The organism is Serratia sp. AXJ-M (assembly GCF_046531865.1).
In the GTDB taxonomy this organism is placed as follows: Bacteria; Pseudomonadota; Gammaproteobacteria; order Enterobacterales; family Enterobacteriaceae; genus Serratia; species Serratia liquefaciens.
Genome location: NZ_CP059394.1, coordinates 1110137 through 1124586, shown reverse-complemented (window position 1 = coordinate 1124586; position 14450 = coordinate 1110137). Strand labels below are relative to the sequence as shown.

General features: G+C 53.8%; 12 protein-coding genes and 1 pseudogene. 6 read left to right on the top strand and 7 right to left on the bottom strand.

Annotation, left to right across the window (positions count from 1 at the left end; all coding sequences use genetic code 11):
* Positions 1 to 10: 10 nt before the first annotated feature.
* From mscK to acrR, 3 genes are all read right to left on the bottom strand, one after another.
* Positions 11 to 3406 (bottom strand): mechanosensitive channel MscK, encoded by a 3396-nt coding sequence (gene mscK / locus H0S68_RS05225; RefSeq protein ID WP_410529206.1) that lies wholly within the window; start codon positions 3404 to 3406, stop codon positions 11 to 13.
* A gap of 100 nt (positions 3407 to 3506) precedes the next feature.
* Positions 3507 to 3860, bottom strand: coding sequence for a DsrE/DsrF/TusD sulfur relay family protein (locus tag H0S68_RS05220; protein WP_020825526.1), 354 nt, complete (start codon positions 3858 to 3860; stop codon positions 3507 to 3509).
* Positions 3861 to 3870: 10 nt separating this feature from the next.
* Positions 3871 to 4560 (bottom strand): multidrug efflux transporter transcriptional repressor AcrR, encoded by a 690-nt coding sequence (gene acrR / locus H0S68_RS05215; RefSeq protein WP_020825525.1) that lies wholly within the window; start codon positions 4558 to 4560, stop codon positions 3871 to 3873.
* A gap of 142 nt (positions 4561 to 4702) precedes the next feature.
* Between acrR and sdeX the strand changes: the two genes are divergently transcribed.
* From sdeX to ykgO, 5 genes and pseudogenes are all read left to right on the top strand, one after another.
* A complete protein-coding gene (gene sdeX / locus H0S68_RS05210; protein WP_020825524.1) occupies positions 4703 to 5890 on the top strand; it encodes a multidrug efflux RND transporter periplasmic adaptor subunit SdeX in 1188 nt (395 codons plus the stop codon).
* 17 nt (positions 5891 to 5907) lie between these two features.
* The gene (gene sdeY / locus H0S68_RS05205) at positions 5908 to 9054 is read left to right on the top strand and encodes a multidrug efflux RND transporter permease subunit SdeY (RefSeq protein WP_020825523.1); all 3147 of its coding nucleotides are present in this window, start codon (positions 5908 to 5910) and stop codon (positions 9052 to 9054) included.
* Between the two features lie 113 nt (positions 9055 to 9167).
* Positions 9168 to 10413, top strand: a pseudogene (locus H0S68_RS05200) (IS3 family transposase).
* Positions 10414 to 10538: 125 nt separating this feature from the next.
* A complete protein-coding gene (locus H0S68_RS05195) occupies positions 10539 to 10793 on the top strand; it encodes a type B 50S ribosomal protein L31 (RefSeq protein ID WP_020825521.1) in 255 nt (84 codons plus the stop codon).
* Positions 10794 to 10805: 12 nt separating this feature from the next.
* A complete protein-coding gene (gene ykgO, locus H0S68_RS05190; RefSeq protein ID WP_012005563.1) occupies positions 10806 to 10946 on the top strand; it encodes a type B 50S ribosomal protein L36 in 141 nt (46 codons plus the stop codon).
* Positions 10947 to 11058: 112 nt separating this feature from the next.
* On the opposite strand, the gene H0S68_RS05185 is transcribed toward ykgO, so the two are convergent.
* The 4 genes from H0S68_RS05185 to H0S68_RS05170 are packed head-to-tail and all read right to left on the bottom strand — an operon-like array spanning position 11059 to position 13672.
* The gene (locus tag H0S68_RS05185; protein ID WP_020825520.1) at positions 11059 to 11937 is read right to left on the bottom strand and encodes a metal ABC transporter substrate-binding protein; all 879 of its coding nucleotides are present in this window, start codon (positions 11935 to 11937) and stop codon (positions 11059 to 11061) included.
* Positions 11938 to 11962: 25 nt separating this feature from the next.
* A complete protein-coding gene (locus tag H0S68_RS05180; RefSeq protein WP_041414279.1) occupies positions 11963 to 12820 on the bottom strand; it encodes a metal ABC transporter permease in 858 nt (285 codons plus the stop codon).
* Complete coding sequence (locus tag H0S68_RS05175; RefSeq protein WP_048759568.1) at positions 12807 to 13529, bottom strand: metal ABC transporter ATP-binding protein; 723 nt, start codon at positions 13527 to 13529, stop codon at positions 12807 to 12809. The genes H0S68_RS05180 and H0S68_RS05175 overlap by 14 nt, the downstream gene beginning before the upstream one ends.
* Positions 13526 to 13672, bottom strand: a complete 147-nt coding sequence (locus H0S68_RS05170) for a hypothetical protein (RefSeq protein WP_259219465.1) — start codon at positions 13670 to 13672, stop codon at positions 13526 to 13528. The genes H0S68_RS05175 and H0S68_RS05170 overlap by 4 nt, the downstream gene beginning before the upstream one ends.
* Positions 13673 to 13974: 302 nt before the next feature.
* Here H0S68_RS05170 and H0S68_RS05165 point away from each other — a divergent pair, with 302 nt between their 5' ends.
* Positions 13975 to 14328: a hypothetical protein gene (locus H0S68_RS05165; protein WP_232807758.1), complete on the top strand. Its 354-nt coding sequence runs from the start codon at positions 13975 to 13977 to the stop codon at positions 14326 to 14328.
* Positions 14329 to 14450: the final 122 nt, after the last annotated feature.

The following is a 14450-nucleotide window of genomic DNA, read 5'->3' as shown; positions in this document are numbered from 1 at the left end:
GATCCTCGTGCTACTCCCCTACCGATGAGCCGTCCTTATCCGACGATAGCGTCCGTTTTACTTCCTGCACCTCGTTGCCCTGCTGATTGTGCAAATAGACCTCGAGCTGGTTGAAAGCAATGTTGATGTCGTTTTCGCGACACAGGCGTTCGATAGCGCGATTCAGTTCGTCAACGGTATAGCTGCGGTCGCGTAGCTCACGTACGTAAAGGCGCAGTTCATGATCCAGCGTGCTGGCACCGAAATTCAGGAAGAACACCTGCGGCTCCGGATCGCTCATCACGCGTGGGTTATCATGCGCCGCCTTGAGCAGCACCGCTTTCACCTTATCCAAATCGGATCCGTAGGCCACCCCTACCTTGATTAAAACGCGGGTGATGGTGTCCGACAGCGACCAGTTGATCAGCCGTTCGGTCACAAATGCCTTATTCGGAATGATCACCTCTTTGCGGTCAAAGTCAGTGATGGTGGTGGCACGAATGCGGATTTTGCTGACCGAACCGGAGAAAGTGCCAATAGTAATGGTGTCGCCGATACGGATCGGCCGTTCGAACAGGATGATCAGGCCGGAAACAAAGTTGGCGAAAATCTCCTGCAGCCCGAAGCCCAACCCGACGGTCAAACCGGCGGCCAACCACTGCAATTTATCCCAGGAGACACCCAGCGAGCCCAGTGCAGTGACCGCGCCCACAGTGGTGATCAGGTAGGTGAGTATGGTGGTGACGGCGTAAGACGTCCCCTGCCGCAGTTGCAGCCGCGACAGCACCACCACTTCCAGCAGACCGGGCAGGTTGCGTGTCATCACGTAAGCGACAATCACCGCCGCTATCGCCACCATCATGTTGCCCAGCGTCACCGCCTGCGCCACGCTGCTGCCGGCGACAGTGGTGGTGTAATGCCACAGCGTAATGCTGTCCAGGTACGAAATGACCGTCACCAAATCTGACCAAATGCCATACAGGGCGCTGGCGAAGATAATAAACAGCACCATGGTGGTCAGCCGCAGCGACTGCTGGTTGATCTGATCGAGCGCCAAAGGCGGCTCCTCAACCGGTTCAACCCCTTCAGCCCCCTCTTTCTCCTTCGCCAGGCTCTGACGACGAGCTATCGCGCGGCGATAAGCCAGACGGCGTGCCGCGACGCTCAGCCCGCGAATGGCGGTCAGATAGACGATATTCCACAGGAAGAACAGATACAGGCTGTCGATCCAGCGGCCGGCTAACCGCAACGTGGTATAGAAATAGCCGGCGAACATCAGCCCCAGCAGGATCAGCGGCGTAGCGGCAATGGCGGTGACAATGATCAGCCTTACCGCGTGCGAGCCCTTTTCACGCCAGCTGTCGCGGCACAACGGAAACACCAGCACTGCCAGCAGTGCCAACGTCAACATCACCACCACCTGGCCGATAACGTCTTCCACCAGCCGCAGTGGTGCTTTCTCGCCCAGCACCGACCAGAAAATCAGCGGTAACAGCGCCAGCCCAAGGCGCACCGTCTGACGACGATAATGCGCACAAAGCTCGGCGGCGAAGTTGAAATGCCGTTCGCAGATGCCGCCAGGTGCCAGCGTGCGGTAGGTAAAGCCGAATATCAGCCAGAACAGCGCCAACTGTTGCGACAACGCCCAGAGAAAGTCACTGAGACCGATTTCTGCACGGTAACACCAGAACCCCACCCCCAACAGCAATGCCGAACCGGGCAGGACCTTCAGCAGAGTCAACACAATGGCCCTGGGGGTGTGCATCTGGCTATCACGCTTTAACTGCCCCACGTCATTGGCCAGTTTCTGCAAGTGGGTGTCTATCAGCTTGTAACGCCAGCGCAACAGGCCGATCAGCAACAGCAGCGGGATCAGCATGACCAGTGAATTCAGTCCGCCCTGCAGTATTTTGCCGAAGTCGACTTTGAAATCGAGCGCAGCCAGTTGATCTCTAACCGCCCCTGGCAAAGCTTTCAGCCACGCCAGATCGACCGGTTTGTTGCTGTTTACCCAGAAAATCTGCTGAGTCAGGGTATCGCGCAGCGAGCTGTTAACGCTGGTTAACTGCTGTTGGTTGATCTGCAGGCTGATCGATTGTGCCAACTGATTACTGAGCTGTTTGTTTAACTGATCCAACAGTTCACGGCGCATATCGACGATTTCATTCAGAGCATCCAGCACGTCGGCGCTGGCTTTTTCTTTGCTGTCGGCGACCAGTTTGTTGATGTAATCGTCACCCTTGAACAGGTCGTCGCGCTGCTGGTTGATATCAAACTGTTCCAAGCGCAGATCGGCAATACGCGTGCCCATATCCGCCACCAACGTGCCCTGCGGCAGGCTTTGTTGCTGCTGATACAGAATGCGCGACAGCACCAGACTGCCTTTCAGCACCTGGATCTGCTCCTTGAGATTACGCTCCGCCTGCAGGCCGCGATCCAGCCAGTTCTTCACCCGAATATTCTGCTGGAACAGTACGTTGCTCTCTTCCGTGGCGGCAATCAGCCGCTGGCTGAGCTGGCGGTTAACGTCCAGCTCTTTGCTGACCAACTGGTCGTGCTGGATATCCGTAGCGTCTTCCGGATTCTGCGCCTCTTTGGCGGTTTTTTCCGACAGCGTCAGGCGCTTGCTGTTGACCACTTCTTGCAACAGTTGCACGTTGTGGTCGAGCGCATCGATATGCCCGGTCGTATAATCGCGCTGCTTCTGCAGCAAATCTTGCAGGGTAGTGTTGGCTTCCAGACTTTTGCGTTGCAGATCTATCTGCGCGTTGAGTAGCGTTTGCTCGGTGGCCAGCATCACCAGTTGGCTGTCACGCAACGAGTTTTGTCCCGGCGTCTGATCGTTGATCTGGTTACGAATTTCCTGCAGCCGCTGAGACGCGGTATACATGCTGCTCTGCACCCGTTCCGGTTGAGTCTGTAGCGAAACCAGCTGGCTGTTATAGGTGGACAGGTTTTCCTGCGCCGTCTGTAGGTCATCGAGCGTCTGGTAAAGCCGGGTTTCCAATTGGCGCAGGGAAAGCTGCAGCAGTTCGGCCCGGGCGGCCGCACTGTCGACCGGCGTTTTGAGCGCCGCAAGATCGTCGGTGACCTGGCGCAGTTTGCCCGGTGCCAGCTGCAGCTGTTGCTTAAGCTGCGCGCCATCCTGCCTGGTGCGATCGATGGCATCCAGCAGTTCTAGGGTTCGGGTAAGGTCTTGCTGCGTGAGTTTATTGACCGGCGTCAGCGTCTTTTGCTTATTCAGCGCATCAAGCTGGCTTTGTATTTCACTGCGTGACGGCACATCGCCATTGAGTGCCGCATAGGCTGCAGGTTGGCAAACCGCACAGAAAGCGATCAACAAAAACAGGGCGAAGGCGCGGGAGAACTCCACACCGAACAACGACACGAGCGGCAGAAAAAGGCGTTTGGCTAACCTGCGATGCATGATTTGGCTTCGAATCAATAAAGAAGCCTAAAGATTATCACGATCGCAGAGAGCCAAAGAATAAGAAAAGCGTTGCGGGTGATGTACAAATGTCGCGGGCTTAGAAGGTCAATACTTTCTCCGCCGCCAACGTCCACTGTGCCAGTTCCACCAGCGTTCCGATCTCCACCCCGTCTGCCAACGGCAGCCGACTGACTCCGCGCGCATCGGCACAGGTTTTACACAATTTCACCGGCACCTGCTGTGCGGTAAGAATTTCCAGCATTTGCTGCAGGTGATAGCCTTCATGCGGCTGCTGCCCGGCAATGCCCGCGACCACCGCATCGGACATCAAAAACAGTTTCAGGTTGAGATCGCTCTGCTGCTCTTTCAGCGCAATCGCCAGACGCAGCGCGTTAAACAGCGATTCGTGACCATAAGCGGCGCCATTGGCGATCAAGACAACGGATGACATGGTATTTCTCCTATAAATGATGATGTTCTGCACTCAACGGCTGTGCCGCCAGCTCCCCCTCCTCCGGTTTTATTCGCAAGGTGGGGCTGAATTGGGCCATTTCGATAAATGAGTCGATCAACACCGCCGCCTCGGCTTTCAGATCAAAGCTTTCTGGCATAAAAAGCCAGTTTTCCATCAGGCCGGTAATGTAGGCGCGCAGAATGATAGAAGCGCGGCGGGTATGTAAATCAGCCGGCAGTTGGCCGTGGCGCATACTGTTGCGCAGCACGGACTCAATACGGTCGTAACCTTCCAGATAGAGGACTTTACGGGCATCTTGCAACGGGAGCATCTCACCGACAAATTCACACTTATGGAAAACGATCTCCATCAGGGCACGCCTGCGTGCGTCATCTACCGTAGCCGTCAGAATATAAATTAGAATTTCGCGTAAAATACGCAGTGGATTCTCAGGGTACTTTGCCTGATACTCTAGTTCGAGATCGCCTATTTTCGACTCTGATAACTCCCAAACTTCGTTAAACAGGTCTACCTTATTCTTGAAGTGCCAGTAAATTGCGCCACGCGTCACCCCAGCAGCGGTGGCTATATCGGTGAGGGACGTTGCAGAAACGCCACGTTCAGAGAATTCTCGCACCGCAGCGTCAAGAATGTGCTGTCGAGTTTCTTGCGCTTGCTGTTTGGTTTTTCGTGCCATGGCGTTGTTTTTTCGGGGAAGTGAGATTTACATACATTCGTGTATGTATGTACCATAGCACGCACTAATAATTAACGCAGCAATGGGTTTTAAAGCTTGTGATCCATTGATCATTTTGAAATCGGACACTTGAGGTTTTTCTATGAACAAAAACAGAGGGTTAACGCCTCTGGCGGCAGTTCTGATGCTTTCAGGCAGCTTAGTGCTAACAGGATGTAACGATAAAGAAACCCAACAGCAAGGCGCCCAGGCACCGGCTCCCGAAGTGGGTGTAGTGACATTGAAGGCAGAACCTCTCAACATCACCACCGATCTTCCTGGTCGTACCGCTGCGTATCGTATCGCCGAAGTTCGCCCTCAGGTTAGCGGCATTATCCTGAAACGTAACTTCGTAGAAGGCAGCGATATCAAGGCAGGTACTTCCCTGTATCAAATCGATCCTGCTACCTATCAGGCAGCCTATGACAGCGCTAAAGGCGATTTGGCGAAAGCCCAAGCCAGCGCGTCTATCGCACGCGTGACGGTTAACCGCTACAAACCATTGCTGGGTACCAGTTACATCAGTAAGCAAGATTACGACACCGCAGTCTCCAACCTGCAGCAGGCGGAAGCCGCTGTTGTGGCAGCCAAAGCCGCTGTGGAAACCGCGCGCATCAACCTGGCTTACACCAAGGTGACTTCACCAATCTCCGGCCGTATCGGCAAATCTGCCGTGACCGAAGGGGCACTGGTCACTAACGGCCAAGCTACTGCTCTGTCTACCGTGCAGCAGCTTGATCCGATGTACGTCGATGTGACTCAGTCGAGCAACGACTTCCTGCGTCTGAAGCAAGAACTGGCAAGCGGTGCGCTGAAGCAAGAGAACGGCAAAGCCAAAGTGAAACTGCTGCTGGAAAACGGCGCGCAATACGCTCAGGAAGGCACGCTGGAATTCTCTGACGTCACCGTTGATGAAACCACCGGTTCCATCACCATTCGTGCGGTGTTCCCTAACCCTAACGATACGCTGTTGCCGGGCATGTTCGTTCGCGCCCGTCTGGACGAAGGTGTGCGCAGCGACGCATTGCTGGTACCGCAGCAGGGTGTGACGCGTAACCCACGTGGCGATGCTACTGCACTGGTGGTAGGTGCTGACGACAAAGTTGAATTGCGTACGCTGAAGGCCGATCAGGCTATCGGCGACAAATGGCTGGTTACCGACGGTTTGAAAGCCGGCGACCGCGTGATTGTCACCGGCTTGATGAAAGTCCGTCCGGGCGCTCAGGTAAAAGTGCAGGAAGTTGACACTCAGGCGCAAAAGCAGCCGCAGTCTGAAGCGCAGAAGTCATAAAAAGGAGCCGGTAAGACATGGCTAAGTTCTTTATAGATCGCCCGATTTTCGCCTGGGTAATCGCCATCATCATCATGTTGGCGGGTGTGTTGTCAATAATGAAACTGCCGATTGCGCAGTATCCAACTATTGCACCACCGGCGGTCAGTATTTCCGCAAACTATCCAGGCGCGGATGCCAAAACGGTGCAAGATACCGTCACTCAGATTATCGAACAGAACATGAACGGTATCGATAATCTGATGTACATGTCTTCCACCAGCGATTCCTCTGGTAGCGTCACCATTACATTGACGTTTGAATCCGGTACCGACCCTGACATTGCGCAGGTTCAGGTCCAGAACAAACTGTCGTTGGCTACCCCGTTACTGCCACAAGAAGTGCAGCAGCAGGGCCTGAAAGTAGAAAAATCCAGCAGCAGCTTCCTGATGGTGGCCGGTTTCGTTTCCGACGATCCGAACATGACCCAGGATGACATTGCGGACTACGTAGCTTCCAACATCAAAGATCCTATCAGCCGTTCATCCGGCGTGGGTGAAGTGCAGCTGTTCGGTGCCCAGTACGCCATGCGTATCTGGCTGGATCCGAACAAACTGAATAATTTCCAGTTGACCACTTCGGATGTCACCTCATCCATTACCGAGCAAAACAACCAGATCGCCGCAGGGCAGCTGGGCGGTATGCCACCGGTACCGGGGCAACAGCTGAACGCCTCGATCATCGCGCAGACTCGCCTGACCTCTCCTGAAGAGTTCGGTAAAATTCTGCTGAAGGTGAATAGTGATGGTTCTCAGGTTCGCCTGAGTGATGTTGCGCACATTGAACGCGGTGCAGAAAGCTACGCAGTAACCGCACGCTATAACGGTAAACCGGCAGCAGGTTTGGGGATCAAACTGGCCACCGGCGCCAACGCCCTGAACACCGCTAAAGGCGTAAAAGATGCACTGAACAAAATGGAACCCTTCTTCCCGCAGGGGATGAAAGTGGTTTACCCGTACGACACCACGCCGTTCGTTAAAATCTCCATCAACGAAGTAGTAAAAACGCTGATGGAAGCGATCTTGCTGGTGTTCCTGGTTATGTACCTGTTCCTGCAGAACTTCCGTGCGACGTTGATCCCAACCATCGCGGTACCGGTAGTATTGCTGGGGACCTTTGCGATCCTGGCGGCGTTCGGCTTCTCGATCAACACCCTAACGATGTTCGGTATGGTGCTGGCGATAGGCCTGTTGGTGGATGACGCCATCGTGGTGGTGGAAAACGTCGAGCGTGTAATGTCCGAAGAGGGACTGTCGCCGAAAGAAGCCACCCGCAAATCGATGGGCCAAATCCAGGGTGCGTTGGTCGGTATCGCCATGGTGCTGTCAGCGGTATTCGTACCAATGGCGTTCTTCGGTGGTTCAACCGGTGCCATCTATCGTCAGTTCTCGATCACCATCGTTTCCGCGATGGCCCTGTCGGTTCTGGTAGCGATGATCCTGACGCCGGCACTTTGCGCCACCATGCTCAAACCGGTCCCGAAAGGCGATCATGGGATTAAAACAGGCTTCTTCGGCTGGTTTAACCGCATGTTCGAAAAGAGCACCAACCACTACACCGACAGCGTAGCCAATATTCTGCGCAGTACCGGGCGTTATCTGGTGATCTACCTGCTGATCGTCGTTGGCATGGGCCTGTTGTTCCTGCGCCTGCCGTCCTCGTTCCTGCCGGAAGAAGACCAGGGCATCCTGTTAACCATGGTTCAGCTACCGGCGGGTGCGACTGAAGCGCGTACCGCTAAAGTACTGGAAGAAGTCACCGACTACTTCATGACCAAGGAAAAGGACAACGTGGTCTCGGTGTTTACCGTAGCGGGCTTCGGCTTCAACGGTAACGGCCAGAACAACGGTCTGTCATTCGTCAGCCTGAAAGACTGGTCCGAACGCTCCGGTGAGCACAATAAAGTGCCTGCGATTGCCGGCCGCGCGATGGGTGCGTTCTCTCAGATTAAAGAAGGCCTGGTATTCCCGTTCAACCTGCCGGCGATTATCGAACTCGGTACTGCGACAGGTTTCGACTTTGAACTGATCGATCAGGGTGGCTTAGGCCATGAAAAACTGACCGAAGCGCGTAACCAGTTGTTGGGCATGGCTGCCAAACACCCGGACCTGCTGGTGGGCATGCGTCCTAACGGCCTGGAAGATACGCCACAGTTCAAACTGATCATCGATCAGGAGAAAGCCAAGGCGCTGGGCGTGAGCATCACCACCATCAACAGTACGCTGACTACCGCGCTGGGTGGCACCTACGTTAACGACTTCATCGACCGCGGTCGTGTGAAGAAGGTCTACGTTCAGGCTGATGCGCCATTCCGTATGCTGCCAGAAGATATCAATAAATGGTTTGTTCGTGGCGGCACCGGCCAGATGGTTCCTTTCTCCGCGTTCTCTACGGCGAAATGGGAATACGGTTCTCCGCGTCTGGAGCGTTATAACGGCCTGCCATCCATGGAAATTCTTGGACAAGCGGCACCGGGTAAGAGTACCGGTGAGGCGATGAACATGATGGAAGAGCTGGCCTCCAAACTGCCGAGCGGTATTGGTTACGATTGGACCGGTATGTCCTATCAGGAACGTCTGTCCGGTAACCAGGCGCCTGCGCTGTACGCCATTTCGATTCTGGTCGTATTCCTGTGTCTGGCAGCGCTGTATGAAAGCTGGTCGATTCCGTTCTCGGTCATGCTGGTACTGCCGCTAGGGGTTATCGGTGCTCTGCTGGCAGCAACCATGCGCGGCATGAACAACGACGTTTACTTCCAGGTGGGGCTGTTGACCACCATAGGTCTGTCGGCGAAGAACGCCATCCTGATAGTGGAATTCGCCAAGGATCTGATGGAGAAAGAGGGCAAGGGTCTGATCGAAGCGACGCTCGATGCGGTACGTATGCGTCTGCGTCCAATCCTGATGACCTCACTGGCCTTCATCCTCGGGGTACTGCCGTTGGTTATCAGTAACGGTGCAGGCTCCGGCGCACAGAACGCGGTAGGTACCGGCGTTATGGGCGGGATGATTACCGCCACCGTGCTGGCCCTGTTCTTTGTTCCGGTGTTCTTCGTGGTGGTTCGCCGCCGCTTCGGCAAGAAGTCTGAAGACATAGAACACAGCCATCCGGTCGAGCATCACTGATAACTCAGTGCTGTTTCCCTCCTGAAAAAAGGCCGCTTATGCGGCCTTTTTCTTTTGCTTGACCCGTCCTGAATAGCGTTGACACATTTTACTCACGCACAGAGGAAAATGTGATGAACCAGTATGTTAAACGCACACAACGCGATTATTCTCTATCCTTTAAATTAGCCGTCGTCGAACAGGTCGATAAAGGCGAGATGACTTACCGTCAGGCGCAAGACCGCTACGGTATTCAGGGCAGCCACACGGTTATGAACTGGCTGCGTAAATACGGTCAGCTTGACTGGCGGACCTCCCCTGCCACCAGAACGTGCGGAGACAACATGCCTAAACTCCCTCTGACGCCCGAACAGCGCATTAAGGAACTCGAACAGCAATTGGCTGAATCCGAGGTTAAAGCCCAGTTCTTCGAAGCCGTCGTCAAAGTGATGAATACCGAGTTCGGTGCCACGCTGACAAAAAAGCAGTTAGCCGCCTTATCGCGCAAACACAAACGCCGCGACTCACAGTAACGCGCGCTTGCCGATGGATGGGTATCAGCCGACAGGCGTGGTATCAGTCCCTGCAACGCGAAGCAGGCAGAGAGGAGCAGGCCCGGCATCTCATCGAACAGGTGATGGCTATCCGCTTGCACCAGCCCCGGTTAGGGGCGCGTAAGCTGCATCACCTGTTGCGACGACGCCCCGAACCGGCGTTGCATGTGGGGCGAGACCGGCTGTTCAGTATCCTGCGCTGTGCACGGTTGCTGGTGATGCCCAAACGGGCGTATCACTAGACGACGCAGAGTCATCATCGTTTTTATCGCCATCCCAACTTGCTGAAGGCGGGGGATAATCAGGTAATAGCCAGCCGTCCGGAACAAGTATGGGTGGCAGATATCACCTACCTGCCGCTGAGAACGGGAACGGCGTATGTCAGCCTGATAACGGATGCCTGGTCGAGAAAAATCGTGGGGTATCACGTGCATGACAGTCTGCATACACGACATGTCGCCTGCGCGTTCAAAATGGCGCTGGCCAGCAGACGCTCGGCGCTGCCGTTGGTGCATCACTCGGACAGGGGTATCTAGTACTGCTCGCAAGAATATCAGGCGTTACATCAGAAGCATGGTGTCACTTGCTCGATGACGGACGGGTATGACTGTTATCAGAATGCGCTGGCGGAACGGGTAAACGGGATACTTAAAACGGAATACCTGCTCGGCAGGCCAGAAGACATCGCGCAGGCAAGAAAGATGGTCAGGGAATCGGTGAACATCTACAACACACGGCGGCCGCACCTGTCGCTAAAATATAAAACGCCCGATGAGGTTCATCGGGCGTTATCCGGCTGAAAAGTGTCAACCTATATCAGGACTAGTCAGCTTCATCTGCTTAATGCAAATCACTCTCATTAATTTCGCTGCGGATGCATTTTGTACTTGATCCGCTCTGCCGTGCAGCGCATAATTATTGTTATAGTATAACATTACATGAGAGTGCATCATGAAAGCAGGTATCCATCCAAATTATCGTACCGTGGTATTCCACGACCTGAGTGCCAATGCCTACTTTAAGGTGGGATCGACCATTAACACCGATCGCACTATTGAGTTGGACGGTGAAAACTGGCCGTATGTCACTATCGACGTCTCTTCCGCTTCGCATCCTTACTACACCGGCAAGCAGAAGGAGTTCTCCAAAGAGGGCAGCACTGCACGTTTCCAGCAGCGTTTTGGCCGTTTTCTTGGCAAGAAGTAAAAGGGAATCAACATGCAGGTTTTGAGTTCATTGCGTTCGGCGAAGAATCGCCATCCGGATTGCAAAGTCGTGCGCCGCAAAGGTCGCATCTATGTGATCTGTAAAACCAACCCGCGTTTTAAAGCGGTACAGGGACGTAAGAAAAAGCGTTAACTTCCGTAGTGTCATCTGTCGCAAAGCCCCGTTGCTGCTCAACGGGGCTTTTTTTATGGAGAAAGCCGAAGTGTCATCAGTGTCCCCGCCATCATAACGGGGACATGAGGGTTTATTTCATACTGCTCAGTAAGGTATCGACATTGTGTTTGAATGCCTGCACGTAGTTCGCTGCCGGCCCCTGCGGTTGGGATAACGCCTCAGGATATAGCTCACCACCGGCTTTTGCCCCGGTCGCCGCAGCAATCTGCTTCACCAGGCGCGGGTCGGTCTGGTTTTCAATAAAGTAGGCGGTCACCTTTTCCTGTTTGATCTGCTTGATCAAACCGGCCACGTCGCTGGCGCTGGCCTCTGCTTCGGTAGAGAAACCGACCGGGGCAAGGAAGGTGACGCCATATTCTTGCCCAAAGTAGCCAAAAGCATCGTGGCTGGTCAGCACCTTACGCTTTTGCTGCGGTACTGCGGCAAACTGCGTTTTGGCCCACAAATCCAGCTTTTGCAACTGTTGGATATACTCTGCGCCGCGCTGGCGGAAATAATTGGCGTCTTCAGGATCGGCGGCAATCAGCGCGTTCATCACGTTTGTGGCGTACTGCACACCATTTTTCATGCTGTTCCAGGCATGAGGATCGGTGATCTCTTTGCCATCGTCTTCCATCTGGCGCGAATTTATTCCCTGCGATGCGGTAATGACCTGCCCTTTATACCCCGAGGCGCTAACCAGCCGATCGATCCAACCTTCCAGGCCTAAACCACTGACGAACACCACGTCGGCCTGTGACAGCACCTTGCTGTCCTTAGGCGAAGGCTCAAAGCTGTGCGGATCGCCGTCCGGCCCCACCAAGGTGGTGACCTTAACGTGCTCCCCCCCTACCTGCTTGACGATATCGCCCAGGATGGAAAAACTGGCAACGGCATCTACGGTTTTCGCCATCGCCAACGGGCTGGACAGCAGAGCAGCGACTGCCAGCGTAATAGGTAAACGTTTCATACTTTCTCCTTGCACATGACACTTCTCAACGGCGCGCCAGGGAAAAGATCCCCCCACGCGTCCCAAACAGAATCGACCCAAAAAAGATCACGCTGGCACTGAGCACAATAGCCGGGCCGGCAGGCAACGAGGCGTAATACGACCACTCCAGGCCGATCAAACTCGATAGCATGCCGATGCCCATCGCCACCGCCAACGTATGTGGCAGATTACGGGCCCAAAAACGTGCGCTGGCGGCAGGCAGCATCATTAGCCCTACCGACATCAAGGTGCCGAGGATTTGGAAACCGGCCACCAAATTGATCACGACCAGCGCTAAAAATAACCCGTGGATCAGTGCTAACCAGCGCGGGGCGCTAACGCGTAAAAAGGTCGCGTCGAAAGACTCAATCACCAGAGCGCGATACAACGCCGCCAGCGACAAAAGTGAAAAACTGGCTATCGCCCCGACCATGAAAATGGCGTGCGTATCCACGGCAAGGATCGAGCCGAACAGCACGTGCAGCAAGTCGACACTAGAGCCACGCAAGGAGACAAGTGTGACTCCCAGCGCCAGGGATCCCAGATAGAAACCGGCAAAACTGGCATCCTCTTTCAACGGCGTTCGACGACTGACAAGCCCGGACAGCATGGCCACGGCGAGCCCGGCGATAAACCCCCCCACGCCCATCGCCACCAGCGACATACCGGAAATCAAATACCCTATCGCGGCACCTGGCAGCACCGCATGCGACAGTGCATCACCCACCAGGCTCATGCGCCGTAGCAGTAAAAAAACGCCCAAAGGTGCGGCGCTGATCGACAAGGCAAAGCAGGCCACCAGCGCACGCCGCATAAAACCGAAGGAAGCAAAGGGATCAATTAATGTCTCAAGCAACATCACTGCGCCCTCCTCTGCTGCACAGCGGAGCGCTGGCAATATTTAACGCAGGAATATGTTCCAACACGCTGTCGGCTTTACCCCAGTGGCAACACTCTGCGGTCAGCAACAGCGCCTGTGGGAAGTGATTCGCCACCATCGACATATCGTGCAATACGGCAATTACCGTTTTTCGTTGTTGATGCAAACCTGCGATCACCTGAAGCAATAACTGAACGGTGGAACTATCGATGCCGGTAAAGGGTTCATCCAATAAAATAAGCGGTGCCTGCTGCACCAATAATCGGGCAAACAACACCCGCTGAAGTTGGCCACCGGATAACTCGCCGACGGGAGTGCGCGCCATAGCGGTCATGTTTACCCTGTCCAGCGCCTCGCTAATCTGCCGCTTCGCGTGCTTATTCAACCCACCGAACATCCCACTGGTCGGCCAGCTCCCCATCGCCACCAGATCGCTCACCAGGATCGGAAACTGGCGATCCAGTTCCGCCTGTTGGGGTAAATACGCCATACGCGGTAATTTGTTGCCGCTAAAACGTAAGTTCCCGCCCTGCAGCGGTAAAAGCCCAGCCAGTGTTTTCAGCAACGTAGACTTACCTGCGCCGTTAACACCAACCACGGCGGTCAGCGATCCCACGGCGAAATGCCCGCTAAGTGGGGGAAACAACGGCGTTCCGCCATAGCCGATGACGGCTTTTTGTAGCGTTATCATGGCAACACTACCGCCCAATGGATGCCCAACCAGAGTAAGCCGAGCAGCAAAGCGGCAATACCGCAGCGCAGGCCTGCGGAAGCGGTGAACAGCGAGTTCAATGACGGCAGATCGCCATCTTGTGGTGTGGATGTCAGTTTCATGGCCAAACGAGAGAGAATTTATTGTTACAATATAACATCACAATCACTTCTGTGACTCAAGTACCCTCTCAGTGATTAATGCAACCGAACGTAACAATAAAGTGATACTAGCGTTGACCAGCGCCATTTTTGGAACACCAGCGGAACTCTTTCAGGGATATACTGAGAAACGTCAGGGTTATTAACCGGTAAACAACGTTGAGTTACTGTAAAAAAGCATCTGGTTAACGAAAAGTTTACCGACGTATGGATGAAAAAGGAGTAAGATTAATAGATAGGATCGCTATACGGTCAGGCATTAAATGCAGGTAACTCTTAGCTACAGCACAATGATAGAAGCACTTTCTGTTAAAAAACTAAAGAAAGTGATTAACGATAGAATGTCAGAGTTGGTGCCGGCATTGACCAGCGGCTTGAGTTTTTATTCAGAAAACGCACGGTATAGTGAAGGTTCATTAGAAATACTTGATATTCATAAATTGAGCGACCACGAGTATTCAATGAGTTACCGCTATAAATGGACAATTTTCAACGCCTGTCTGGATATCAACGCCGAGGAATACATCAACGAAAGCGTGATTTTTAGCGTGACTGAATCGAGCTTGTGCTTTGACATCATTGATAACTCCCGTCCATCTACTGCAGATGAATTGTAAGTTTACGTAATAACAGCAGGCCAGACGTGGAGAAATGATTTATATTCATTATATAGGAAGTTTATTTTATCACCGTCATTAAGCTACCTCTGTCCATGATGTAAATCAGCTTACTCACAGAG

What these genes read in the sequence shown, in the direction of transcription:
- mscK (WP_410529206.1), bottom strand. Translation starts at nt 3,406, where the DNA reads ATGCATCGCAGGTTAGCCAAACGCCTTTTTCTGCCGCTCGTGTCGTTG.
- H0S68_RS05220 (WP_020825526.1), bottom strand. Translation starts at nt 3,860, where the DNA reads ATGTCATCCGTTGTCTTGATCGCCAATGGCGCCGCTTATGGTCACGAA.
- acrR (WP_020825525.1), bottom strand. Translation starts at nt 4,560, where the DNA reads ATGGCACGAAAAACCAAACAGCAAGCGCAAGAAACTCGACAGCACATT.
- sdeX (WP_020825524.1), top strand. Translation starts at nt 4,703, where the DNA reads ATGAACAAAAACAGAGGGTTAACGCCTCTGGCGGCAGTTCTGATGCTT.
- sdeY (WP_020825523.1), top strand. Translation starts at nt 5,908, where the DNA reads ATGGCTAAGTTCTTTATAGATCGCCCGATTTTCGCCTGGGTAATCGCC.
- H0S68_RS05195 (WP_020825521.1), top strand. Translation starts at nt 10,539, where the DNA reads ATGAAAGCAGGTATCCATCCAAATTATCGTACCGTGGTATTCCACGAC.
- ykgO (WP_012005563.1), top strand. Translation starts at nt 10,806, where the DNA reads ATGCAGGTTTTGAGTTCATTGCGTTCGGCGAAGAATCGCCATCCGGAT.
- H0S68_RS05185 (WP_020825520.1), bottom strand. Translation starts at nt 11,937, where the DNA reads ATGAAACGTTTACCTATTACGCTGGCAGTCGCTGCTCTGCTGTCCAGC.
- H0S68_RS05175 (WP_048759568.1), bottom strand. Translation starts at nt 13,529, where the DNA reads ATGATAACGCTACAAAAAGCCGTCATCGGCTATGGCGGAACGCCGTTG.
- H0S68_RS05170 (WP_259219465.1), bottom strand. Translation starts at nt 13,672, where the DNA reads ATGAAACTGACATCCACACCACAAGATGGCGATCTGCCGTCATTGAAC.
- H0S68_RS05165 (WP_232807758.1), top strand. Translation starts at nt 13,975, where the DNA reads ATGCAGGTAACTCTTAGCTACAGCACAATGATAGAAGCACTTTCTGTT.